The sequence below is a fragment of the Saccharibacillus sacchari DSM 19268 genome (assembly GCF_000585395.1).
Taxonomy (GTDB): domain Bacteria; phylum Bacillota; class Bacilli; order Paenibacillales; family Paenibacillaceae; genus Saccharibacillus; species Saccharibacillus sacchari.
This window is the reverse complement of record NZ_KK073875.1, coordinates 4707034-4729177: the sequence shown is the minus strand read 5'-3', so window position 1 is coordinate 4729177 and position 22144 is coordinate 4707034. Positions and strand designations below refer to the sequence as shown.

The following is a 22144-nucleotide window of genomic DNA, read 5'->3' as shown; positions in this document are numbered from 1 at the left end:
TCGTCGCGACGAGAAACAGCACCTTATCAACGCTAAAAGTAAGGTTATGCCCCCTGAAATCCACCTAAAGCGCGTGGGTTTCAGGCGAACATAATCCTATGATTAAGAATTGATAAGGTACTAGAAAAGGGGGTCTAGGGTATCGCTAAACTAGCGCAAGTCCCAAGAGAGAAAGCGGGCGTAAAAGAACGAGAAAAAACGCATAAAACGCCCTGGAAGATCGAAATTCGCAAACACTGGCCGCTGTATCTGCTTTGTTTGCCGGCGCTCGTGTTCGTGCTTATTTTTTCATACGGGCCGATGGTGGGGCTTGTCATGGCTTTTCAAGATTACAAGCCGTGGCTGGGCATGACCGGATCACGCTGGATTGGGTTGGAGAATTTCGAGCGTATTTTTCAATATGACGAAGCCACGCAGGCCATTATGAATACTTTGATTATTGCGGTGATCAAGATCATCGTAGGCATCGTCGTCCCGATCATTATGGCGATTTTACTGAACGAGATCCGATTGACGGGTCTGAAAAAAAGTATCCAAACGCTCGTGTATCTGCCGCACTTCCTGTCCTGGGTCACGATTGCGGGCATCATGATCGATATCCTCGGACTCGACGGCGGCATCAACCGGATCATTACAGGCTGGTTCGGCAGCGAACCGATCTTTTTCCTCGGCGATCCGAATTTATTCCGGCCGACCGTAATCGTGAGCGACTTGTGGAAAAACTTCGGCTTCGGCATGATCGTGTACCTGGCGACCATCGCCGGGATCGACCCCTCGTATTACGAAGCTTCGGAGATCGACGGCGCCAACCGCTGGCAGCAAATCTGGCATGTGACGCTGCCGAGCATGCTGCCGATGATCATCGTAATTGCGACGCTCAGCCTGGGCGGAATCTTGGACGCGGGTTTCGATCAGATTTTCAACCTGTACAATCCGCTGGTCTACAGCACCGGCGATATTATCGATACGTACGTGTACCGCTCCTCGCTGCTCAACGGGCAATACGGTTTCGGTACGGCAGTCGGGTTGTTCAAATCGGGGATTAGCCTGATCCTGATCGTGATTTCGTACCGGATCGCGTACAAATTCGCCAACTACAAAATTTTCTGACCGAGGAGGCTGCCGGATGTATCATAAATCGCAAGGGTATCGGATCTTTTCGGTATTCAACCATATTTTGCTGATCGTCGTAGCCTTGTCCTGCTTTTTGCCGCTGCTGCATCTGCTCGCGCAATCGTTTAGCAGCAAGGCGGCGGTCAACGGGGGACTGGTCTCGTTTTGGCCGGTCGAATTCAACACTGACGCCTATGTCAAAACGTTCAACAACCGTAACTTCATGGGCTCGATGTGGATCTCGATCATGCGCACCGTCCTCGGCACGCTGATCGGCATGTTCGTGATCACGACGGCGGGCTACGCGCTATCCAAAGACTTTCGCGGACGCAACGCCTTAATGTGGATCTTCGTGTTCACGATGCTGTTTTCCGGCGGATTGATTCCGTCGTATATCCTGATTTCCGAACTGGGACTCAAAGACACGATCTGGGCGCTGGTGCTTCCGGGAGCGTTCGGTGCATATAACCTGATCCTGATCATGAACTTTTTTAAAACGATTCCGAAAGCGCTGGAGGAAGCGGCGTTTATCGACGGCGCTTCGTTTTTCGTGATCTTTACCCGGATTTACCTGCCGCTGTCGCTGCCCGGACTCGCGACGATCGGGTTGTTCATTATGGTCGGCCATTGGAACTCCTGGTTCGACGGGCTGCTGTATATGTCCACGACGGAAAAATATCCGCTCGCGTCTTTCCTGCAAACGGTCGTGGTGCAAAACTCGGCTCAGAACGTGGCGCTCAGTCCGTCGGAAGCGGCGGCGTTGTCGGAGCAAAGTATCAAAGCCGCACAGATTTTTATCAGCACTGTGCCGATTATCGCGGTGTATCCATTCCTGCAAAAGTATTTCGTCAAAGGCATTGTGCTCGGCGCGGTCAAGGAATAACGGCGTTCACCATCCATTCATCAATAAAGGGGCGGATTTTATGTTGAAAAAGAAAACAGGCATATGGCTTGCAGCGGCAACGATGTTGACGGGATTATTGGCAGGCTGCGGCTCGGGCGGCGAATCGGAGTCTGCGGCGGCAGGCGTGCTCAAAGACGGCAAATATGATCCTCCCGTGACGATCGCGATCGGCAAGCAGTTGGACGAGAATGCCGGGAAATACAAAGACGGCGAAAGCGTCGACGACAATGTGTTGACCCGTTGGGCGGCGGAAAATCTCGGTATCCGCACGCAAACCACGCTGCTCGGCGGCGACTCGACCAATTACAACACCAAGCTGCGTTTGGCGCTCACGGGTTCGGAAAAACTGCCCGATCTGTTTCCCGTGTACGATACGACGCTCGCCAACGATCTGATCGAATCCGGCAGGGTCAAAGAAATATCAGCCGACATCCAGCAATATATGCCCGAGCGTTTAAAAGAAATCTACAAGCAGTATCCGAGCACCTTCAATCCGGTCGTTCGCGACGGGCAGGTGTACGGACTGGCGATCTCTCCCAACCTTACGGAAGGCGAAGTGATGCTGATCCGCCAAGACTGGCTGGATAAGCTGAATCTCGAAGCACCGACCACGATCGAGGAATTCGAGACGGTCATCGAAGCGTTCACGAACCAAGACCCGGACGGCAACGGCAAAAAGGATACGTACGGCTTCACTTTTTCCGGCAAAGACGGTTATAACACCGGTTGGGTTAGCGATCCCGTCATGATTTTCAGCGCGTACACCGGTAAAAACATTCCGGCTCAATGGCAGGAAAAAGACGGTAAGCTGGTGTACGGTTCCGTCGTCGAAGAAAATAAGGAAGCACTGGCGAAGTTGCGTGATTGGTACTCGGCGGGTTATTTGAATAAGGAGTTGGCAACGCTTGGGGCATGGGACGCTTTGGCTGACTTTACGGAAGGCAAAGCGGGAATCATCGTCGGTCGTCCATGGCTGTATGATAGCGTGCGCGACGTCGAGAAGAACGTAGACGGCGCAAAAATCGCAGCCTATCCGACCATCCAAGGCGTGAGCGGAGAACCCACCTATCAGTCCGGACAGCTGAACGACGGATACTTTATGTTCAACAAAGATTTCAACAACATGGAAGCCTTCTTCCTGTACTATGACAAACTTTATGATGCGGCGTTCGGGACAGGCGATTTCACTTACGGTTACGCGCAGGGGTATGACTACGATATCGTAGACGGTAAGCCTGTGTTTGATCCGCAAAAATTCAATGAGCCGTTGGAAGCCGTGCAAGGCGTAGGCAAGATGGCTTTTACCAAGAACACGCCGAGTGCCGATCCTGCGGGTAAGTCTTATTATGATCTGGCAAACGGGGTCGAACCGGAGAACGGTGTGCTGCTGCGTTCGAATTCGGCCGAGCAGACCAGTAAGGACGGCTATGTGATTTCGTATGAGAATCGCGACAGTCTGCTGCCTAGCGCGTTCAACGGCCCGCCGACGCCGACGATGCAGACTTCATGGGAACAACTCAGCACGATGGAAAAAGAAACGTTTACCAAGATCATTTACAGCAACGAACCGCTTGAAGCGTACGATACCTTCGTGACAAATTGGTATGCCAAAGGCGGGGAGCAGGTCACTCAAGAGATTAATGATTGGTACGGCAAAACGAACATCGAAGAAGTAATGGGCAAAATGGGACTGCAATAATAGAAGGATAGGCAGGCCGGATCAGACGATCGAAAGGAGAATACAGATGCCCAACCGATTGGTTAACGGAGAAGTGTGGACAGACGAGCAAGGGGAACCGATCCATGCCCACGGCGGACATATGCTGTGGTATAAGGGCTTTTATTACTGGTACGGTGAAGATCGCCGAGCAGAAAATTATGTGTCCTGTTATCGTTCCGCCGATCTGTTCCATTGGGAATTCCGAAGTCATATTTTGACCGTGAATACGCAGACCGAGCCGATCCGCGTTCGAACCGATTTACGATTGTCGAACGAAGACGGAAGCAAGATCAATCTGGAGCGTCCCAAAGTGCTGTATAACGAGCTTACACGAAAATTCGTGCTGTGGGCGCATTACGAGAACGGCAAAGACTATCGGGCTGCCGCCTGCGCGATCGCCACTTCTGACCGTCCCGACGAAGGATTCGTCTATCATGGAAGCTTCAATCCGTACGGCTATATGTCGCGCGATTGCACGTTGTTCCAGGACGACAACGGCAGCGCCTACTTCATCTCGGCAGCAAGAGACAATGCGGATTTGCACGTGTATCGGCTGGCCGACGATTATCTCAATGTCGACCGCCTGATCCGTAAATTGTGGCAGGGCGAGTACCGTGAAGCTCCGGCAGTGTTCAAACGAAACGGACGGTATTACATGCTTTCTTCATTTTGTACCGGGTGGGCGCCGAATCAAGGTAAATACGCCGTCGCCGATTCTATGGAAGGAGACTGGAGCCTGCTCCACGATTTCGGCGACGAGACAACGTATGACACGCAACCCGCATTCGTCCTGAAACTTTCTGAGAACGAGTTCCTTTACGTTTCCGATCGTTGGAATGCGCAGGAGTACGACCGATCCGGCTACGTGATCCTTCCGATTCATTTTGAAGCAGAAAAGCCCGTATTGCGTCCTTTCGAACATATCCAGCTTGAAGCCACGACCGGGGTGATCCATTTTCAGCTTTGAAACGTGACAATAAAGCGGATTACAAAAGATTTGCAGCCCACAACGTGTCGAGTAAGTCCAACGTAGCTGAAGCGAGCAGACGGAGAGAAAAATTCAGTGAAAGACGCCTTTGAACTTGGAAAACTTCAACTCAAACTTTCAATCGATTTTTCCAAGTGAGACAGCGTCTTGAGCGAATTTTTCTCGTAGTATGTTCGCTTCTCGTGCCTACTCGACAAACTGTGGACTGCAAAATCTTTGAAGTCCGCTTTTTTTGCGTTGCTGACTTTATAGGCCCAGTACATGTTTTGCGGCAAAAAATACGGGTGGAACAAGCAGGGCAGGGAGCAGATTCATGGATTTGAATTTTTTAATTCCCATAATGCTTAACCCGGAACTGAAGATCAGAATGCCACCGATCAAGCAACCCATCACAATCATACCTGCGTTGAATAACGTTCCGAACATAGGCCCTCTCCTTTTTCCGTCGATATCTCTTACCTTAAAGTCTCCGGTAGCTAAGCTAGAGGTTCAAGAGCGAATCACTGTGAAGAAGAGACGGGAAGCTTCGCGGTGAGTGCCTTGGAAACGCAAACGAAGCTAGGTGCCAGCGGGAAATATGGAGGAGGCGGGAAACTGCGGATCTTCCTCCTCCAGCAGCATAAAGATTCCGGCATATCGATCATGTCGGCCTTCTTGGATATCGTCACTGGCTGCATAGTTATGTCTTAAATAAAGCACGCGCCGTTCCGGTAAAGTCACCGTCTCGATACGGTCTAGCGGGAGATGCAGCGCATCTTCGATACCTTCCAGACGCTTTGCGATCTTCCGCTCCATGCGCTCCAACAACATTCTTTGCGTAGCGATTTCGGTTTGCTGCCGGATCAGTAAGGTCTTCATTGTTTCCACTTCCCGCAATTCGAAAAAAGCCGAGATTTGAGGCAAAGGCATGTTCACCGCTCGTAAATACTTGATGAGATTAAGTCGTTCAAATTGCTACGTTGAATAATAACGGTAATGAGTTTCGGGATCCACATACTCGGGACATAGCAATCCAATTTCATTATAGTAGCGAAGCGTAGGAATTTTGACGCCGAATAATTTGGAGACTTCACCGATAATAAACCATTCTTTCATGATACATATAGACTCCTTTTTATGAGGGTGAGCAAAATAAGCGGGGTTCTGGAAATTACCATATAAAAAGCGGAGAGTCCCGGCGAATTTTGCGTTACGCTTACATGCGAGAAGAGCAAGCAGAGGAGGAGCAAGGGAATGAGTAAAAAAACATATGTGTTGGTCGGTACAGGCGGCCGTGCGGAATTTTTCTACGGTGCGATCGCAAGCCAATTTCGAGAAACGTCGGAGCTGCTGGCTTTCTGCGATATCAATACGGTGCGAATGGATTACTCCAATCGGATTCTAAAAGAAAAATACGATTATCCGCAGGTCAAAACATACACCAGCGACCGATTCGACGATATGATCCATGAATTGAAGCCAGACTGCGTGATTGTAACCAGCGTAGATCGTACTCACCATCTGTATATCATACGGGCGATGGAATTGGGTTGCGATGTCATTACGGAAAAGCCGATGACGACGGATGCGGTAAAATGTCAGGAGATCATCGACGCCGTCGAGCGTACAGGGCGGAATGTGCGGGTCAGCTTCAATTATCGCTATGCTCCGCATCATACCAAAATTCGTGAGCTAATCGAAGACGGGACAATCGGCGATGTGACTTCCGTTCACTTCGAATGGCTGTTGAATACGAAGCATGGCGCTGATTATTTCCGTAGATGGCACCGGGATAAGCGCAACGGCGGCGGTCTGCTGGTACACAAATCGACGCATCATTTCGACCTCGTCAATTTCTGGATCGGCTCGCAGCCGGAAACGGTGTTCGCGATGGGCGATATGCTGTTTTACGGGCGTGAAAACGCGGAAAAACGCGGCGTGACGAAATTCTACGACCGGGCCACCGGAAATCCGAATGCCAAGGGTGATCCGTTTGCGTTGACGCTTGACGACAACGAACATCTAAAAGCGATGTACCTGGACGCCGAAGTCGAAGACGGTTACCGACGCGATCAGAGCGTATTCAGCGATGGAATTTCGATCGAAGACACGATGAGCGTCACGGTTCGCTATAAAAGCCGTGCCTTGCTGACCTATTCGCTCAACGCTTATCTACCGTGGGAAGGCTACCGGATCGCGTTCAACGGGACGAAAGGCCGAATCGAGGCGAATGTTGTTGAGCAATCCTACGTCAACTCCGGCGGCGACAAGGCCCTTGAAGGCGCCCTGCAAGGTGCGAACATCCTCGTCTTCCCGATGTTCGGCGAAGCGTACAAAGCCGAATTCGAAGAAGCCGAAGGCGGCCACGGCGGCGGCGATCCGGTACTGCTGAACGATCTATTCGGCGAGCCCGTCGATGACCGCTTCAACCGCGCTGCTAACCATATCGACGGAGCGCGTTCGATTCTGACCGGAATCGCGGCAAATATCTCGATCGCGCAAGGTCGAGCGGTGAAAGTCGACGAATTGGTCCGGATGCCGAAATAATCCGGAATGATAAAAGCCGCAGGGGCAGCGCCTGCGGCTTTTTAATACCCAAAAAGATGTCAAACTACAAGCGACAGGCGTAAGGGAAAATTCAGGTCAATACGCCTTTGAACGCGGAAAGCGGAAGGCTTTCCAAGTGAGACAGCGTATTGACCGAATTTTTCCCGCAGCCACCCAAGCTTACCTACCGCATAGTGTCTTCAGCGTTTCCCCCGCTGAACCTCCCGCAACTCCCGCCAGCCGATCAGCACGATCCCTTCCTCCTCGATCGCGCGCCGAACCTCCGCATCCTGGAACAGATCGTAGTCGAACACACGAGACGGCCAACTGTCCGTAATGGCCCGAAGCTCGTCCGTATCCAGCGAAGGATGGAACAACATTTCCGTAATCCCCGGCTCAAGTCCGCGCAGCAGCTCAATCACATGATCCCGAGCAAAGGTATAATCTTGATCCTCATCGTAGGTAAACGGGAGTCCGATAACCTGATCCGGATGCAGCACGCCGAGCTCTTGGGCAAGCGCCGAAATCTCGGCTTCGTCTCCCGTCGCATAAGCCGGATTGATCGAGAACCGTACAGGCAAATCATGTTCCGCGCCCAATTCGATCAACAACCCATGATGAACATTGCGCAGACTGCCCATATGGTTATCCAGATGGGTAGGCTCAAGACCCCATGATTTTGCCAACATAATCTGTGCATTCATCTCTGCGCGCACGACAGCCGGATCGACGTCCGGCATATACGCGGCATCCGGCGGGAAGTGTCCTTGTTTGTCCGTTAATGTCTCCGCACCCGGCTGATTCAGCACAGGTCCCCATTTATAAAACTCCCATTCGCTGGTTGACGTCAGATGCACGCCTATATCGAGCTTCGGATCAAATGAAGCGGCAGCAGCGGCTTCCAAAGCCCAGGGACAGTTGACCATGAGCGTCGTCGAAGTGATCGCGCGGCGTTCCCAGAGATCCAGAATCGCACGGTTGGTCGCATGGCACATCCCAAAATCATCGGCATGAACGATCAAAAATTTGTGATTGTATCGGTTTTTCGAAGTCAACATTAGAAATCCCTCCGTTATTCGGGTTTCGTATCGGGGTGAAAGAAGCAAAGCTTTATTAAGGTGTCGAGGAGGCCCAACGTAGCTGGAAGCGAGAAGACGGACAGAAGAATTCAGTGAAGGAACGATAGTGATCGCCTTTGAAATCGAGAAAATTCTGCTCAATATTCAATCCTTTTCTCGATTTCAACACGCCACCGGAACGAATTCTTCTCGCAGTCTTCTTGCTTCCCACGCATACGTGACTTTCGAGGGCGGCCTAAGGAAGTGAAGCTTCCTTTTTATTATGACGCAGATCAAGAAGAAAAATCCAGTCTATTGGGTGAGGTTTCCACAATCATTTTGTTTGAAAACGGCTTGGGAATGCGGTTTTTAGGTCTTTGGAAACAGGCAGCCCGGTTGCATTTGCATCGGGGGAACATTTATAATGAAGTGTTACACAAAAACGTCATAATAGGCTGGAGGTGCGCATGAGTAAGTCAAAATTTTACGTGGTCTGGACGGGGCAACAACCCGGCGTCTACGCGACCTGGGCAGAATGCAAGGCGCAGGTGGACGGATTTCCGGGCGCCAGATACAAATCGTTCGAATCGAGAAGCGCAGCAGAAGCAGCATATGCCGAAGGCGCCAAGCCGTACATACGGTCCGGCTCTGCCGGAAACGCAAAGAAAGCGGGCAACCCGAAGCCTGGTGCCAAACCGGCAGGCGACATCGACTACAACAGCATTTCGGTAGACGTGGGAACGCGCGGAAATCCCGGACCCGTTGAGTACAAGGGGGTGGATACGGCGACCGGCGAGGTGATATTCTCGCACGGACCGATTGCCAAGGGAACGAACAATCTCGGAGAATTTCTCGCCATCGTGCATGCGCTCGCCCATATTCAAAAGGAAGGCAGTGACAAGTCCATCTACACTGACTCAGTCAATGCCATGAAATGGGTGAAGCAACGACGGGTGTCTTCAACGCTGCCACGCGATAAATCAACTGAAGAAATGTGGAACCTGGTCGATCGGGCGGTTCAGTGGCTGGAGACGCATCCATACAGCACGAAGATCATGAAGTGGGAGACCCGGGATTGGGGCGAAATCAAAGCCGACTATGGCAGAAAATAAGCGTCCCGAAGCGCTTGCCAAATTGCGCCGTACACCCAAACGTGCTAGTATAATTTCTAACGTTTACCGGACCGCCAGGCCGGCTCTTGTTCGCGCGAGAGTCGGCTTTTTGACCGTTTTGGGGCGTTCGGAGCGTACGCGCAAATTTGGGGTAATGAAGGCCGGGACGAATTTCTTTCATGCCGTGTCGGAAAATTTGGAAAGGAGCGAAGCGAATGTTTGGCAACGATTGGGATGAGGTACTGAAAGACGAGATTCGTCAGCCGTATTTTGAGGAGTTGATGCAACGGGTAGAGGAAGCATACCGGACGCATACCGTGTATCCACCGGAGCCGCTTTTGTTTCAGGCGTTGAAGCTAACCCCTTTTGCCGCCGTCAAAGCCGTTATTCTTGGTCAGGATCCTTATCACGGACCGGGACAGGCTCATGGACTAAGCTTCTCCGTTTTACCGGGTGTGCGAATTCCGCCTTCACTGCGAAATATGTATAAGGAACTGACCTCCGACTTGGGGGTTGCGGCACCGGATCACGGTTACTTGATTCACTGGGCCGAGCAAGGCGTATTATTGCTCAACACGGTGTTAACCGTGCAAGACGGTAAAGCCGCTTCGCATCAAAAGCTGGGATGGCAGCGTTTTACCGATGCTGTAATCCGGGCAGTAGGCGAGCGGGAACAGCCGGCAGTCTTCATTCTATGGGGGGCTCACGCCCAGAAGAAAGAAGCGTTGATTGACGCCAATCGTCATGCCGTGCTGAAATCCGTACATCCAAGCCCATTATCGGCAAGAGGCGGATTTTTTGGCAGCAAGCCTTATTCACAAACGAATGATTACTTGAATTCACACGGCATCCAGCCGATAAATTGGGAAATACCGTCGCTGTAAAGCGACTGCCCGGAGGTGCGCGCTTTGAAACATTGGGTAGGAAAAAAAGTGGTTGTCGACAACGGCGGTCCGTATCAGACGAAGCGCTACGGGACCCTGATCCGCTGGAACGACAAAGAACAATACATTGTACTCAGCCCCGGCGGAGTCCGGATCGGCATGAAAGATATTATGTCAATCCGTGAAATCGACGTCCTTCCGCAAGAAAGCCGTCAGGCTGCGGGACGTCCAAACTCGATAGGGTACGTGATGAGAACGATGCGTCAGTTTGAGCATGCCGTCCTATTTCGCTCGGAAGTCATGGTCTGGCAAGGCAATAAGTTGCTGGCCTCGCGAGCGCGTATGATCAAACATAACGACCAGGCTGTTACGTTGGAAGACGGAACCGTATTGGACAAGCGCGAGCATCGTTTTATCGTTCGGTCCTTCCGCGGATAGAGCAGAGAAACAATCGAAGGATAATGCCGATTCTTACTCAAGCAGCAGTTAGAATCGACGTTGTATTCGACCTTGCTTCACATTCAAACAAGGATCATCCAGGAAGTTCAATCCGGGCTGTCGAGCTAACCTCGACAGCCTTTCTTGATAGGACTTTATTTCCGCAGATGTTCCTTTTATACGACACTTCACAATGTCCAAACTTCCTTATCGATTCGCAGACTGCATTTCTTACAACTTCACTTGTCAAAACAATAGTTTTCAAGTCAAAATGCTGCAAAAAGTACATCTTGACTACTTGATTACGATATGCGAAAACAAAAATCAAGCCGAGTATCACCTCGCGCAGCGCCTCCCTGAGCTCACAGCTTATAATGAACATAGAATCATGCACCTGTACAAAAAGGAGAGATCACAACAATGAACAAATTGGCAATCATTTCGGATATTCACGGTTCTTTGACCGGATTGGAGCGAGCTTTGGAGCAGGCAGACCGGGAAGGCGCACAGCGTATCCTTCTGCTCGGAGATTTGCTCTACCACGGCCCTCGCAATCCGCTTCCGGACGGATACGATCCTCAAGAAGTAGCCAACCTGCTCAATGCGCGAAAAGCGCAGATCGACTTGGCCGTTCGCGGTAACTGCGATGCGGAAGTCGATCAAATGCTGATTGAATTTTCGATTATGGGCGAGTATGCCGTTTTGCTGCAAGGCAGTCGTAAAGTGTTCGTGACCCATGGACATCATCACCATATGGATCATCTGCCGGATTTGCTCGCGGGAGATGTTTTCATGCAGGGGCATACCCATATCCCGGTAGCCGAGACGCGCTCGGGCATTCACCTGTTCAATCCGGGGTCGGTATCGCTGCCCAAAGGAGGCTATCCGCCTTCCTACGGACTGCTGGACGAACAAGGCTTGCTCGTCAAAGGATTGGACGGAGCCGAACTCCTTCGGCTTGATTTGAACGAAGCTGATTCAGGCTTATAATTCTTTTTCCATCCGTACATGCAGAATACCGGCGTCATAGAACGGCTCGCCGGGAAGCGTGCGGTATCCGAGGGAATGATAAAAGCCTTCGGCATGGCATTGACTATCCAAGATAGCACGCTCGTATCCTGCCGAGCGCGCCTCGTCTTCCAGTCCGTCCATCAAGACTCGACCCAGTCCCTGACCTCGATAAGCGGAGCGGACCGCGACTCGCTGCATTTTGGCTGCTCCGTCCTGATAAGGCGTGAAGCGTCCGGCTGCCGCGTCGCCGTCCGGGGCTTCTACCAGCACGTGTCCGGCAGTCGAATCCATGCGGTCGTAGCTGTCGACTTCCAGTTCCTCGGGTACCTGCTGTTCTTCGACAAAGACCTCCCGGCGTACAGCCAGGCAACGTTGCAGCTGGCTTTCGTTTTCGATCGTAACGATCTTGAAATTTTTCATGGGAAGTCCTCCTGTTGATCCGTTTTCGCGGGCATTTCTGCGATTCAAGGATTCATTATAACCAAGAGGGCAAGAAAAATCTATGTTGACTTCGATTCGGTTGCTTTGCTTAACCGTTCGGTTAGAACAAGGCGAAAGCGGTTAATAGGGAGAAGGAAAGCAGGAAGCTCTTTTACAAGAACAGGACGAGACAGGAGGACGAAATCATGACGAATCGAACGATTATAGGCGTATTTCCGACTGAACAGGCCGCGCTTGACGCGATTCATCAACTGAAGGCGCAAGGAGTAGGGAACGACCGAATTACGGTGGTCGGACAGGACCCGAACCCGATCGAAGAGATTGCCGAAGACACGAATCTCGAATCGCCCGAATCCAACGTGAAACCGGAAGAATCCAAAGGATTTTTGCATAGTATCCGCGATACCTTTACCGAGTCGGGTGACAGCGAGTTTACTAATGTCGGGCCTTATGTGGCGGCAGGCCCGTTGGCTCACCGCTTTATCGGCTCCGACACGTATTCCGGCGGTCACGGCTGGAAAGACGATTTCACTTCGCTGGGCTTCAACGAAGCGGAGGCGGAGAAATACGACGAGGCGGTTCGCCAAGGTTCGATTCTGCTGCTGCTGGAAGAAACCTCGGGTGACATCGGCGCCATTCGCAGCATTTTGGGTACGACTGCGAATACGAGCCAGTAATTTCCGAACAGTAGGATCATATCTTCGAAATCAAAAGATCGATGCACTCGCATCGGTCTTTTTTTTTTGCCATTTTTATCTTTATGGATGTATTGACTTAAATTTGAATGGTATGTATTGTATAATCGTAATGATTACGAAATAGAGTGGAGGGGAACGTTACGGCCCATTTATTGATGATTGAAAGTTGGGTTGGAGCGAGCGGGAATCTGTTACCGCCGCTGCTTAAAGCTAGAGGACATTCGTATACCTTTGTTACAAGAAGGCTGGGTCACTATGGCGAACCCGACGTCCAGCCGCCGCATCCCGTTATTGCCCATGCCGATGAGGTGCTGGTTACCGAGACTAATGATCCCGCAGCCTTGATCGAATTTTTGCGCCCGTATTCGTTTGACGGCGTGATTACGGTATGCGATTACTACATCGACACGGTTAGAGAAGTAGCGAAGGCTTTTTCCCTCCCTTGCCCGTTTCCGGATACGGTCGAGCTTGTTCGGAACAAATATCGAATGCGGGAGTCGCTCGATCAAGCCAAACTCGCCAATCCGCTTTACCGAATCACGCGCAGCTGGGAAGAAACGAAGGCGGCAGCTGAAGAGATCGGTTATCCTTTAGTCGCCAAGCCGGTTGACCTGGCATCCAGCGCCTTTGTCAATTTGATTCGCAATCCGGATGAGTTACATACAGCCTATAAGGCGCTTGATGCTTTTTCGCTCAATTTCAGAGACCAAGAGCGGGATCGTCGCATATTGTTGGAAGCATTTATGCAAGGAACCGAAGTCAGCGTGGAGTCTGTTTGCTATGACGGATATATTCATACGCTGGGAATTACGGATAAATCGGTTACGGGAACTCCTTATTTTATTGAAAACGGACATATGTTCCCGGCAAAAGTAGACGAACAAACAGCGCAAGAAGTTCGCCAGTTTGTGGAACAGGCGCTGCATGCAGTCGGGTTTGATCACGGGATCGCGCATACGGAAGTCATGTTGACTGCAAACGGTCCGCGCATCGTCGAGATCAACCCGAGAACGGCCGGCAATTATATTGTTGAACTTGTGAAACGTGTCACGGGATTGGATTTGCTTGAAGTGTTCGCGGATCTTGCGCTCGGTCAAAAGCCGCTGCTCAAGCAGCAGGATCAAGGCGCTGCAAGTGCGGCGATCGCTTTCCTGGTTCCTCCGCACGAAGGCATAATCGCGCAGATGGAAGGCATAGAGACTTTGGAGTCCGATCCGCGAATCGTTCGGTTCCAGTTCGTCGACGGGTATAACCGTTTCGTCAACAAGCCTATTGATAACGCTTGTTATCTCGGCCATGTGGTCGCTTGCGACCCTGAAGGACAAGAGGCCAGAAGTTATGCGGAAAGTGCTTTATCCCGCGTGCGTCTTCATTATCTCGAAGAAGGCGGAGCCGCAAAATGAATCTGATTCGATTGCAGGAAGCCATTTTGCGCAAAGAGTTCGGTCCGGATCCGGAAGCGCTAACCGTTACGGGAGCGGTAAGCATGTACCAGACTACGCAATTTCCGGGCTCTTCCGTCAAATACCATAATCATTATGTGCTGCTGCGCGTCGAAGAAGCTTTTGGAGCTTGTTCGCATATGCCCGAGCAGCTGACCAGGGAAGTGGCCGAACAATGCTCGGGACGCTCTGTAGCGCAACTTTTGCAGGATCATCGATTACCCGTTCGCATTGCTGCGATGGACGCCTATTTGGGAGCGGTAAGGCCGCATCGTACAAACTGCAAAGCGGTAATCGGGATCAAGCCCGGTACGCCTCTGGAAAAAGCCAAGCAGCGCGATCTACACATTGCCGACACTGCGCGGATCGCGTCGGGCAGCCGGATTGCGCTGATCGGCGTGGTTAATCCGCTGGTCGAGGCGATCGTGCAGCGCGGAGGAATTTGCTTGCCCTGCGATTTGCAAATGGAACATACGCAGTGGGGGCAGCCTGTAGAGAAAGATATGAACATCGTGTTGGAACAGGCGGACGGGGTCGTTTGTACCGGAATGACGTTAAGCAACGGGAGCTTCGATCTGATCTTGGAAAAGGTGAAGCAGCGGGGCATTCCGTTAACCGTCTATGCCCAGACCGGGAGCGCCGTCGTTGCAGCTTTTTACGGCAAAGGAGTAAGTGCTCTTGTGGCGGAGCCGTTTCCTTTTACGCAGTTTAGCGGAGGAACATCGGAGTTGTTTATCTACGATTGATTTTGGAAGGAGATACGCAATGACCATCAGCATGAATGCGGATCGCGATAACTTTCTGCATGCCAACCCCGCCTTGTATTTAACGTTTAACGGAGAAGAAAATTCGGGCATGGCGCAGTTTATGCATAAGCTGTTGAAGGAATTCCAAGCGGGCTCGAAAGTTCTGGACATCGGATGCGGGCCGGGGCGTGAAGTGGCATGGCTGCATGAAGCGGGATACGACGTAACCGGCTTGGATCAATCGGAGGAGATGCTGCAATGGGCGAGAGCGCGTTACCCGCATCTTTCTTTTGTGCAGGGCGATCAGGAAAGCTTCGAACTTGATCAAAAGTTTGATGCGCTAACCTGCGTAGGCAGCACGTTTTTATACAATTTTACGAATGAACAGATGCAGTCCAGTTTGAGCAGCTTTCGCAACCATTTGAACGAAGGCGGCTTGCTGTATTTGGATATGCGAAATGCGGCTTTTTTCCTTACGCGTGAAGGGCAGCGTTGGCTGCAAGAAGAGCTTGTGGATCAGCGTACCTATAACAGGCAAGCGGTAACCCTGCGCACTCGTTTTTCGATCGATCTTCCCAATCAGCTTCTGCTGCGCGATTATAGTTGGGAATTTGAGGGGCAGAAGCCTATTGTGGAGCATCTGAAGCATCGGCTCTTGTTTCCTCAGGAACTGGTTCATTATCTGCATACAAGCGGGTTCCGATTATTGCAATTGTTTGACCATCCTGCACCGCATATCGGGTCTTTCGAGGCGGATCAACCGCTTGCTTTCGGAGAAAGCTTGCAGGGCAGAAGACTTCAAGTGTTGGCTCAAGCCATATAAATCATGTTGGGGGTTAGTTCTATGAATAGAAAAAAAATAATTTGGCCCATGCTTGTGCTGCTGATCTTAATCTTGGCAGGATGCAGCGGCAATCAGCCTGTGACTGAAGGCAGTGAAAGTGCAGCTCCTACGAATGAACCGACTTCGCAAACCGACAGCAAAGCCCCGGAAGAACTGATCATCGCTGATCAGGAAATTGCCGCCGCGCTTGATCCGGTGCAGCCGCTTACTTCGAGTTATTTAGTGGCGATCGGCGCGGGAGAGACTTTATTCAAAGCCGATGCGGAAGGGAAGATTCAACCGATTTTGGCGGACAGCGCCGAAGCCGTGGATGCAGCGACTTGGGAAATTCGGCTCAAGCCGAATGCGCAGTTCTGGAGCGGGAAAAAGCTGGACGCCGAGGCTGTCGTAGCTTCGTTGGAGCGTTCGCGCGAATTGGACAAACAAATTATGCCGTACATTCAGGACTTGACGTTCTCCGCAATAGACGAATCCACGCTGCAAGTCAAAACGGCTCGCGCGAATATGGACGTACCGTTGAATTTATCTTCCTACCAGACACTCATTCACAATGCAGAGGCGTCCTACGATTCCGTGGAACATATGGATTTGACCGGGATGTATGCCGTGACTGCATTCGAACCGCAAAAACGGATGGAACTGGCAATCAATGAAAACTACTGGGGGCCAAAGCCGACCATTGCGCGCGTCGTGCATGAGCAGATCAGCGACGAGCAGACGCGTATGCTGTCCGTGTTGAGCGGAAACAGCCATATCGCGCAAAAGATGCCGGTATCGGCGATCTCGCAGCTGCAAGCCGAAGAAGCAGTGACCCTGTCGACTACGCCGGCTTCGAACACGCAGACGGTTTATCTGAACCTGAACCGGCTCAAGTTCCAAGATGTAAAGGTTAGACAGGCGTTGGCATGGAGCGTCAACCGTGAAGAGCTGATCGTTCAGGCTGCCGAAGGACAAAGTTTCCCGGTGACGACGTGGCTCAGTTCCAATCCGGCTTTTGCCGAAGCGAGAAATGCCGTATATACGCGATACGATTTGGATCGGGCGGGTCAACTGCTGGATGAAGCCGGATGGGTGTTGGATGGCTCCGGTGTTCGCATGAAGGACGGAGAACCGCTCAGCATCAAGCTGATGACTTGGGGCGGCGATCGTGCTCTGGGAGAGACCTTGCAATATCAATGGACCCAGTTGGGCATTCAAGCCGAAGTTCAGCATGGCGACTACAGTCTGATCGAGACTGCGCGGGAATCGGGTGAATGGGATGCGTTCATTGAAGCCTGGAGCACGTTCGGCGAGCCGTTCACGCTGTTAAGCGGGCAGTATGCGCCTACGGGCGGCGGTAATTACGGCGGGTTCGACGATGCGAAGACGAACGAGCTGCTGCAGCAATTGAGCGAGGCGTCCGACGAAGCGTCAAGGCACGCGTTGGCTTTGGAAGTGAATGCGCATGTGGCCGAACAGGCTCCGGTAATCAGCTTGTATCCGCGTTCGCAAATTACGGCGATCAGCCGGAACCTGGAAGGGTTTGTCGATCACTTCCGTCCGTTTGAAAATCTGGTGAACGAAAATCTGAAATTTGTATCCCCATAATGCAAAATGCAAAAGGAGGTAGGCGCCGATGGGAAGGCGATTGCTGATTACGGTTCTGCAAATGTTGATTACTGTTTTTGTAGCTTCGCTGGTTCTGTTCGCGCTGATCCGACTTGCGCCCGGCGATCCGGCCAAGCTGCTGATCGGGCGAACGATGGAAATTGCTTGGGACGCCGCTGCCTATGAAACTACGTTGAACGAGCTGAGGGAAGAGATGGGGTTGAACGGAAGTGTGTTCAGCCAGTATGTGTCGTGGATAGGCAGTCTGCTGCAACTGGATTTAGGAACGTCCTTTTACACGGATCGATCCGTCGCTGCCGAGATTGGCGAACGTCTGCCTTCGACCTTACTGTTGGCTGGGACTGCGCTGATCATTCAGACGGTGATTGGCTTGCTTGTCGGCATACTGTCTGCCGTACATTCCGGAACATGGTTCGACACGGTTGTCCGGTTGCTCTGCGTAGGATTGGCTTCCGTTCCGGGCTTTGTAATCGGACTGGTATTGCTGCTCGTGTTGGCGGTACAAATGGGCGTCTACGAGATCAGCAGCCAGGCTGCGCTATCCCGATTATGGCTGCCTGCTCTGACCATGGGACTGCTTGGGGCTCCGCAGGTCGTTCGTGTGGTCCGAGCCAATCTGCTTAGCGAACTGGGGCAGGTGTACATCCAGTCTGCCTTATCGCGAGGGTTGGGTTCGACCCGGGCGGTATGGCATGCGATGCGAAATGTGCTGCTGCCGACGATTACGTTAATGGGGCTTTCATTCACGTCGTATATCAGCGGTGCTGTTGTTATTGAAAGTGTCTTTGCCTGGCCCGGCTTGGGGGAATACGCATTGAACGGTATTTTGCACAAAGATTATCCCGCCCTTCAAGGCTATGCGTTGGTCATGGTGTTGTCGGTCGTGGTCATCCATCTGATGGTCGAAGCGCTCTACGTCTGGCTTGATCCAAGGATGATGCGCAGAAAAAAGGAGGCTGCCCATGAATAGTCGCCGAGCCTCCTATACGTTAGGATTCGGGGTTGCCCTTCTAGCCTTGCTGGCAGGATCGGTACTCGCCGCTTCGTGGTTATCGCCGAATGACCCGTTGGCGATGAACGTCGGCGCGCGATTACAGCAGCCCAGTATGGAGCATTGGTTAGGTACGGACCGATTCGGTCGCGATATTTTGACGCGTACGCTGCATGGCGGGCAAACGACTTTGATCTCTTGCGGTCTCGCGTTATTGTCCGCCGTGCTGATCGGACTGCTGCTCGGTGCTTTGGCCGGGATGTTTCACGGTTCCCTGTTCGATATCGCGTTGATGCGAATCATTGATGTGCTATTGGCTTTTCCGTTTATGGTGTTTGCTATGGTGATTGCGGCTTTGTTCGGAACCAGTCTTTTTCATTTACTGCTTGCCGTCGTTGTCGTCTGGTGGGTAGGTTTTGCGCGTCTGACGCGCAGCCTTGTGCTCCAGGCGAAAAACAGCACGACAGTCGATGCCGCTCGCGTACTCGGGACTTCGAAATCCGTGATTTTGTTTCGCGAATTGCTTCCGCAAGCGTTTGGTCCGGTTCTCGTATTGGCGACTTTCGAGCTGGGCAACCTGATTTTGGCGATTGCCGCTTTATCCTTTTTGGGACTGGGTTCTCAGCCGCCTTCGCCGGAATGGGGCAGCATGTTGGCCGACGGGCGAGCCCATTTTATGACCTCGCCTCATGTTCTGCTCGGTCCGGCATTGTGGATCATCCTGACCGTGCTGGCGTTTAATTGTATCGGCGAAGGACTGCGGGACCGCATTGATCCCTACGAGAAAGCGCGAATTGGATAAGACAGTCGATTACGACAGAAAAGGGGAGGAGGCATGAAGATTGCAGAAGATCTGAAGGAAAAGCTTCGTATTGAGCGACTGGAAGTTGCGTATCGGCAGGAAGGAGCGATTCAGACGGCTTTGAAATCCGTTGATTTCACGCTGCATCAAGGAGAGATTCTATCCCTTTTGGGCGAAAGCGGATCGGGAAAGTCGACGATCGCCAAAGCGCTGCTGGGCTTACTTTCTCCGTCCGCGATCGTCCGATCCGGAATATTGAGCTTGTCCGGCCAAACGCCGATCGACCTTTCGCAACCGAGCAAGAATTGGAACGGGATTCGGGGGCGGGAAATCGCCATGTTATTTCAAGATGCCCGGCTGGCGCTTAACCCCATGATGAAGATTCGCGACCATTTTCGGGAAACCTTGCTTGCGCATCGGCTTGCTTCCAAAGAGCAGATTCGTTCGATTAGCGAACAAGGGTTGGCTCGTCTGGGTTTTTCCGATCCTTCGACGGTATTGAACGCTTATCCGCATGAACTGAGCGGCGGAATGTGTCAACGCGTCTGTCTGGCGCTTACGCTGTGCTTGCGTCCACAAGTCTTGATCGCCGACGAGCCGACCTCTGCTTTGGATACCGTGAATCAGCGAGAAGTGCTTGATCTGCTGCAAAGCCTTCAACGGGAGCTGGGCTTGTCGGTGCTGCTTATTACGCACGATATCGCGCTTGCCGAGGCGCTTAGCCATCGGGTGCTTGTGTTGAACGAAGGACATATCGTGGAGAGCGGACCGACTTCGCAAGTATTGCGTGAACCTAGTCACGATTATACGCGGCGGTTACTTTCGTCTCGCAATCTGACATCGGATGCAGAGGCAAGCTCATCCCCTGATGCTGCAAGTCTGCTGGAAATCCAAGAGCTGGTCAAAGCCTACGGTTCCGGCCGACCGACTTTGAGCGGAGTGAGCATGCGGCTGCATGCCGGGGAAATCATCGGCGTTCTCGGTCAAAGCGGCTGCGGAAAGTCGACGCTGGCCCGATGCGTAGTGGGGTTAGAGCAGGCGGAGAGTGGCAGCATTCGTTTTCAGGGACAGGATATTACCTATGCAAAAGGAACGGCAAGGCGCCGACTGGCCCGACAGATCCAGCTTGTCTTCCAAGATGCCAGAGCCAGTTTGAATCCAAGATTCAGCGCGCTGGAGCTTGTGCAAACGCCTTTACATACCTTTCGGGTCGGGGATCGAAAAGAACGGCTGGAACGTGCGCGATATTTATTAGAGGAAGTAGGCATCACGGGAGCGGCTCAACATCGCAGGCCGCCGCAGCTTAGTACCGGCCAATGCCAACGGGTGGCAATCGCCCGGGCATTGGCGTTGCAGCCGGAAGTGCTGATTTGCGATGAAGCGGTATCGGCTCTGGATATGAGCGTTCAGGCGCAAATATTAGAATTGCTTCAACGGCTGCATCGGCAGTTCGGGTTTTCGATTTTGATGATTTCTCATGACGTTCGGGTACTGCGCGCCTTTTGTCATCGGATTGCGGTGATGCATGAAGGACGCTTTGTCGAGTTTCTTCAAGGGAATCGTCTATCATCCGGCGAGCATGCCCACACCCGCTTACTGCTGCATGGCGCAGAAGAACTGGAAAGCTTATAAGTTACTCTTTAAAGGAGGAGATTTCGATCAACGCTACGATTCTGCAAACGATTGGCCAGACTCCGCTGATTTCGCTCTCCAACATGAATACACCCGATGAAGCACAGGTATTATTCAAATATGAACGGTACAATCCGGGAGGAAGCATCAAAGATCGCGCGGCGCTATATCTGGTGGAGACGGCCGAGCAAAAAGGCTGGCTAAAGCCGGGCGGAACGTTGATCGAATCCTCCAGCGGCAATTTCGGCATTTCGTTGGCGATGATCGGAGCGGCCAAAGGCTACCGCGTCATTATTTTGGTAGACCCCAAGACGACTGCGGCCAATCTGGCACTGATGAAAGGTTTTGGCGCGGAAGTCATCGTAGTCACCGAGCAGGACGACAGCGGGAGCTATCACAAGACCCGTATCGCGTTGGCCAATCGGTTGGCGAGCGAGATTCCGGATGCGTATCGGCCGGATCAATGCTTCAATCGACTGAATCAGGAAGCGCATTACCAGGGGACGGCACGTGAAATTTTCGAACAATGTTCGGGTAAGCTTGGCGCGTTCATCACGGCAGTCAGCACGGGCGGCCAGCTTGGCGGCATCTCGCGTTTTTTCAAAACCTATGCCCCGCAGGTACAGATCGTCGGCGTCGACGCGATTGGTTCGACGATCTTCGGCGGAGAAGCCAATGCGTACCGCACGCCGGGTGTGGGTTTAAGCTGGACGCCCGTGAATCTGACCTTATCGAATCTCGATTACGCGTACAAAGTGTCGGATGCCGCGGCTTTTGCTACGGCTCGGGCTTTTGCCCGTCATGAAGGAATCTTGATGGGACCATCCAGCGGGGCTTGTGCGCTGGTTGCGTTAAAGCTAGCTCGGCAGATCGATTCCAAGCAGCAGATTGTATGCATGGTCTCCGATGGCGGCGATCGTTATATCCATACTTTGTTCGACGATGAATGGATGCACGGTCAAGGATTTTCGACGACAGCCAGCATTGCGGAGATTCGTAATCTAGCCTATGAGTTGGAACCGTGGAGCGAATCGCCAAGCGAATGTGCGAATGAGAAAATGTCGCTGATCGAAAGTCTGCATGTGCCTCAAACGACGCTGCTAGCCAATGCCGAACTTCATATCCGGCAGATGCAGCAGGAGAAAAAGGCACCGGTTAGCGCTTTTCTTGATTAGAGTTACGGAGG

General features: G+C 52.1%; 23 protein-coding genes. 18 read left to right on the top strand and 5 right to left on the bottom strand.

All coding sequences use genetic code 11. The features are described 5' to 3' along the window. The first annotated feature begins 315 nt into the window (after nt 1–315). Genes SACSAC_RS20500 through SACSAC_RS20485 form a run of 4 tightly spaced genes read left to right on the top strand, consistent with a single transcriptional unit; the run spans nt 316 to nt 4704 of the window. Nucleotides 316–1110 carry an ABC transporter permease gene (locus tag SACSAC_RS20500; protein WP_342666480.1) on the top strand — a complete coding sequence of 265 codons (795 nt, stop codon included), beginning with the start codon at nt 316–318 and terminating at the stop codon, nt 1108–1110. A 16-nt stretch (nt 1111–1126) separates the two neighbouring features. Beyond that, complete coding sequence (locus tag SACSAC_RS20495; protein ID WP_037289773.1) at nt 1127–1996, top strand: carbohydrate ABC transporter permease; 870 nt, start codon at nt 1127–1129, stop codon at nt 1994–1996. 40 nt (nt 1997–2036) lie between these two features. Continuing rightward, nucleotides 2037–3716 carry a type 2 periplasmic-binding domain-containing protein gene (locus SACSAC_RS20490; protein WP_037289771.1) on the top strand — a complete coding sequence of 560 codons (1680 nt, stop codon included), beginning with the start codon at nt 2037–2039 and terminating at the stop codon, nt 3714–3716. A gap of 46 nt (nt 3717–3762) precedes the next feature. Further along, nucleotides 3763–4704, top strand: a complete 942-nt coding sequence (locus SACSAC_RS20485; RefSeq protein ID WP_051507293.1) for a family 43 glycosylhydrolase — start codon at nt 3763–3765, stop codon at nt 4702–4704. Nucleotides 4705–4971: 267 nt separating this feature from the next. Here the strand turns inward: SACSAC_RS20485 and SACSAC_RS20480 are convergent, their stop codons facing one another. From SACSAC_RS20480 to SACSAC_RS28805, 3 genes are all read right to left on the bottom strand, one after another. Then, nucleotides 4972–5151, bottom strand: coding sequence for a DUF554 family protein (locus SACSAC_RS20480; protein WP_037289769.1), 180 nt, complete (start codon nt 5149–5151; stop codon nt 4972–4974). Between the two features lie 132 nt (nt 5152–5283). After that, on the bottom strand, nt 5284–5634 hold the full coding sequence (locus SACSAC_RS27335) for a hypothetical protein (RefSeq protein ID WP_051507292.1): 351 nt from the start codon (nt 5632–5634) through the stop codon (nt 5284–5286). A 45-nt stretch (nt 5635–5679) separates the two neighbouring features. Then, nucleotides 5680–5820 carry a MerR family DNA-binding transcriptional regulator gene (locus SACSAC_RS28805; RefSeq protein WP_084778239.1) on the bottom strand — a complete coding sequence of 47 codons (141 nt, stop codon included), beginning with the start codon at nt 5818–5820 and terminating at the stop codon, nt 5680–5682. A gap of 138 nt (nt 5821–5958) precedes the next feature. Here SACSAC_RS28805 and SACSAC_RS20470 point away from each other — a divergent pair, with 138 nt between their 5' ends. Then, nucleotides 5959–7251 (top strand): Gfo/Idh/MocA family protein, encoded by a 1293-nt coding sequence (locus SACSAC_RS20470; protein WP_037289766.1) that lies wholly within the window; start codon nt 5959–5961, stop codon nt 7249–7251. Nucleotides 7252–7451: 200 nt separating this feature from the next. Here SACSAC_RS20470 and SACSAC_RS20465 read toward each other — a convergent pair whose 3' ends face one another. Further along, nucleotides 7452–8309: a polysaccharide deacetylase family protein gene (locus tag SACSAC_RS20465; protein WP_037289764.1), complete on the bottom strand. Its 858-nt coding sequence runs from the start codon at nt 8307–8309 to the stop codon at nt 7452–7454. A gap of 467 nt (nt 8310–8776) precedes the next feature. Here SACSAC_RS20465 and rnhA point away from each other — a divergent pair, with 467 nt between their 5' ends. The 4 genes from rnhA to yfcE all read left to right on the top strand — a co-directional run bounded on the left by rnhA (nt 8777) and on the right by yfcE (nt 11733). Next, nucleotides 8777–9421, top strand: a complete 645-nt coding sequence (rnhA, locus tag SACSAC_RS20455; protein ID WP_037289761.1) for a ribonuclease H — start codon at nt 8777–8779, stop codon at nt 9419–9421. Nucleotides 9422–9636: 215 nt separating this feature from the next. Next, nucleotides 9637–10305, top strand: a complete 669-nt coding sequence (gene ung / locus SACSAC_RS20450) for a uracil-DNA glycosylase (RefSeq protein WP_037289758.1) — start codon at nt 9637–9639, stop codon at nt 10303–10305. A 24-nt stretch (nt 10306–10329) separates the two neighbouring features. Further along, a complete protein-coding gene (locus tag SACSAC_RS20445; RefSeq protein WP_037289754.1) occupies nt 10330–10743 on the top strand; it encodes a hypothetical protein in 414 nt (137 codons plus the stop codon). A 420-nt stretch (nt 10744–11163) separates the two neighbouring features. Beyond that, complete coding sequence (yfcE, locus tag SACSAC_RS20435; protein ID WP_037289751.1) at nt 11164–11733, top strand: phosphodiesterase; 570 nt, start codon at nt 11164–11166, stop codon at nt 11731–11733. Here yfcE and SACSAC_RS20430 read toward each other — a convergent pair. Further along, complete coding sequence (locus SACSAC_RS20430) at nt 11728–12174, bottom strand: GNAT family N-acetyltransferase (protein WP_037289750.1); 447 nt, start codon at nt 12172–12174, stop codon at nt 11728–11730. The two genes, yfcE and SACSAC_RS20430, sit on opposite strands and share 6 nt — an antisense overlap. Nucleotides 12175–12380: 206 nt before the next feature. Between SACSAC_RS20430 and SACSAC_RS20425 the strand changes: the two genes are divergently transcribed. The 9 genes from SACSAC_RS20425 to SACSAC_RS20385 all read left to right on the top strand — a co-directional run bounded on the left by SACSAC_RS20425 (nt 12381) and on the right by SACSAC_RS20385 (nt 22133). After that, nucleotides 12381–12872 (top strand): YflT domain-containing protein, encoded by a 492-nt coding sequence (locus SACSAC_RS20425; RefSeq protein ID WP_037289748.1) that lies wholly within the window; start codon nt 12381–12383, stop codon nt 12870–12872. A gap of 176 nt (nt 12873–13048) precedes the next feature. Next, nucleotides 13049–14296 carry an ATP-grasp domain-containing protein gene (locus SACSAC_RS20420; protein WP_037289746.1) on the top strand — a complete coding sequence of 416 codons (1248 nt, stop codon included), beginning with the start codon at nt 13049–13051 and terminating at the stop codon, nt 14294–14296. Next, on the top strand, nt 14293–15081 hold the full coding sequence (locus SACSAC_RS20415) for a Rossmann-like domain-containing protein (RefSeq protein ID WP_037289744.1): 789 nt from the start codon (nt 14293–14295) through the stop codon (nt 15079–15081). Before SACSAC_RS20420 ends, SACSAC_RS20415 begins: the two co-directional genes overlap by 4 nt. A 19-nt stretch (nt 15082–15100) precedes the next feature. Continuing rightward, nucleotides 15101–15904 carry a class I SAM-dependent methyltransferase gene (locus SACSAC_RS20410; protein ID WP_051507291.1) on the top strand — a complete coding sequence of 268 codons (804 nt, stop codon included), beginning with the start codon at nt 15101–15103 and terminating at the stop codon, nt 15902–15904. 21 nt (nt 15905–15925) lie between these two features. Then, nucleotides 15926–17512: an ABC transporter substrate-binding protein gene (locus SACSAC_RS20405; RefSeq protein ID WP_169833793.1), complete on the top strand. Its 1587-nt coding sequence runs from the start codon at nt 15926–15928 to the stop codon at nt 17510–17512. Nucleotides 17513–17540: 28 nt separating this feature from the next. Next, nucleotides 17541–18503, top strand: a complete 963-nt coding sequence (locus SACSAC_RS20400; RefSeq protein ID WP_037289740.1) for an ABC transporter permease — start codon at nt 17541–17543, stop codon at nt 18501–18503. Then, nucleotides 18496–19326 (top strand): ABC transporter permease, encoded by an 831-nt coding sequence (locus SACSAC_RS20395; RefSeq protein ID WP_037289738.1) that lies wholly within the window; start codon nt 18496–18498, stop codon nt 19324–19326. The genes SACSAC_RS20400 and SACSAC_RS20395 overlap by 8 nt, the downstream gene beginning before the upstream one ends. 33 nt (nt 19327–19359) lie before the next feature. Then, nucleotides 19360–20958: a nickel ABC transporter ATP-binding protein NikE gene (gene nikE, locus SACSAC_RS20390; protein ID WP_037289736.1), complete on the top strand. Its 1599-nt coding sequence runs from the start codon at nt 19360–19362 to the stop codon at nt 20956–20958. Next, entirely contained in the window at nt 20955–22133 is a 1179-nt protein-coding gene (locus SACSAC_RS20385; RefSeq protein ID WP_342666495.1) for a PLP-dependent cysteine synthase family protein, read from the top strand. Before nikE ends, SACSAC_RS20385 begins: the two co-directional genes overlap by 4 nt. Nucleotides 22134–22144 lie beyond the last annotated feature (11 nt).

Bases quoted from the DNA above. Each gene is read 5' to 3' on its own strand.
- ung (WP_037289758.1), top strand. From the start codon at position 9,637: ATGTTTGGCAACGATTGGGATGAGGTACTGAAAGACGAGATTCGTCAG.
- SACSAC_RS20420 (WP_037289746.1), top strand. From the start codon at position 13,049: ATGATTGAAAGTTGGGTTGGAGCGAGCGGGAATCTGTTACCGCCGCTG.
- SACSAC_RS20470 (WP_037289766.1), top strand. From the start codon at position 5,959: ATGAGTAAAAAAACATATGTGTTGGTCGGTACAGGCGGCCGTGCGGAA.
- SACSAC_RS20405 (WP_169833793.1), top strand. From the start codon at position 15,926: ATGAATAGAAAAAAAATAATTTGGCCCATGCTTGTGCTGCTGATCTTA.
- SACSAC_RS20425 (WP_037289748.1), top strand. From the start codon at position 12,381: ATGACGAATCGAACGATTATAGGCGTATTTCCGACTGAACAGGCCGCG.
- SACSAC_RS20395 (WP_037289738.1), top strand. From the start codon at position 18,496: ATGAATAGTCGCCGAGCCTCCTATACGTTAGGATTCGGGGTTGCCCTT.
- SACSAC_RS20410 (WP_051507291.1), top strand. From the start codon at position 15,101: ATGACCATCAGCATGAATGCGGATCGCGATAACTTTCTGCATGCCAAC.
- yfcE (WP_037289751.1), top strand. From the start codon at position 11,164: ATGAACAAATTGGCAATCATTTCGGATATTCACGGTTCTTTGACCGGA.
- SACSAC_RS20500 (WP_342666480.1), top strand. From the start codon at position 316: ATGGCTTTTCAAGATTACAAGCCGTGGCTGGGCATGACCGGATCACGC.
- SACSAC_RS20400 (WP_037289740.1), top strand. From the start codon at position 17,541: ATGGGAAGGCGATTGCTGATTACGGTTCTGCAAATGTTGATTACTGTT.
- nikE (WP_037289736.1), top strand. From the start codon at position 19,360: ATGAAGATTGCAGAAGATCTGAAGGAAAAGCTTCGTATTGAGCGACTG.
- SACSAC_RS28805 (WP_084778239.1), bottom strand. From the start codon at position 5,820: ATGAAAGAATGGTTTATTATCGGTGAAGTCTCCAAATTATTCGGCGTC.
- SACSAC_RS20495 (WP_037289773.1), top strand. From the start codon at position 1,127: ATGTATCATAAATCGCAAGGGTATCGGATCTTTTCGGTATTCAACCAT.
- SACSAC_RS20480 (WP_037289769.1), bottom strand. From the start codon at position 5,151: ATGTTCGGAACGTTATTCAACGCAGGTATGATTGTGATGGGTTGCTTG.
- SACSAC_RS27335 (WP_051507292.1), bottom strand. From the start codon at position 5,634: ATGCCTTTGCCTCAAATCTCGGCTTTTTTCGAATTGCGGGAAGTGGAA.
- SACSAC_RS20490 (WP_037289771.1), top strand. From the start codon at position 2,037: ATGTTGAAAAAGAAAACAGGCATATGGCTTGCAGCGGCAACGATGTTG.
- SACSAC_RS20415 (WP_037289744.1), top strand. From the start codon at position 14,293: ATGAATCTGATTCGATTGCAGGAAGCCATTTTGCGCAAAGAGTTCGGT.
- SACSAC_RS20430 (WP_037289750.1), bottom strand. From the start codon at position 12,174: ATGAAAAATTTCAAGATCGTTACGATCGAAAACGAAAGCCAGCTGCAA.
- SACSAC_RS20485 (WP_051507293.1), top strand. From the start codon at position 3,763: ATGCCCAACCGATTGGTTAACGGAGAAGTGTGGACAGACGAGCAAGGG.
- rnhA (WP_037289761.1), top strand. From the start codon at position 8,777: ATGAGTAAGTCAAAATTTTACGTGGTCTGGACGGGGCAACAACCCGGC.
- SACSAC_RS20465 (WP_037289764.1), bottom strand. From the start codon at position 8,309: ATGTTGACTTCGAAAAACCGATACAATCACAAATTTTTGATCGTTCAT.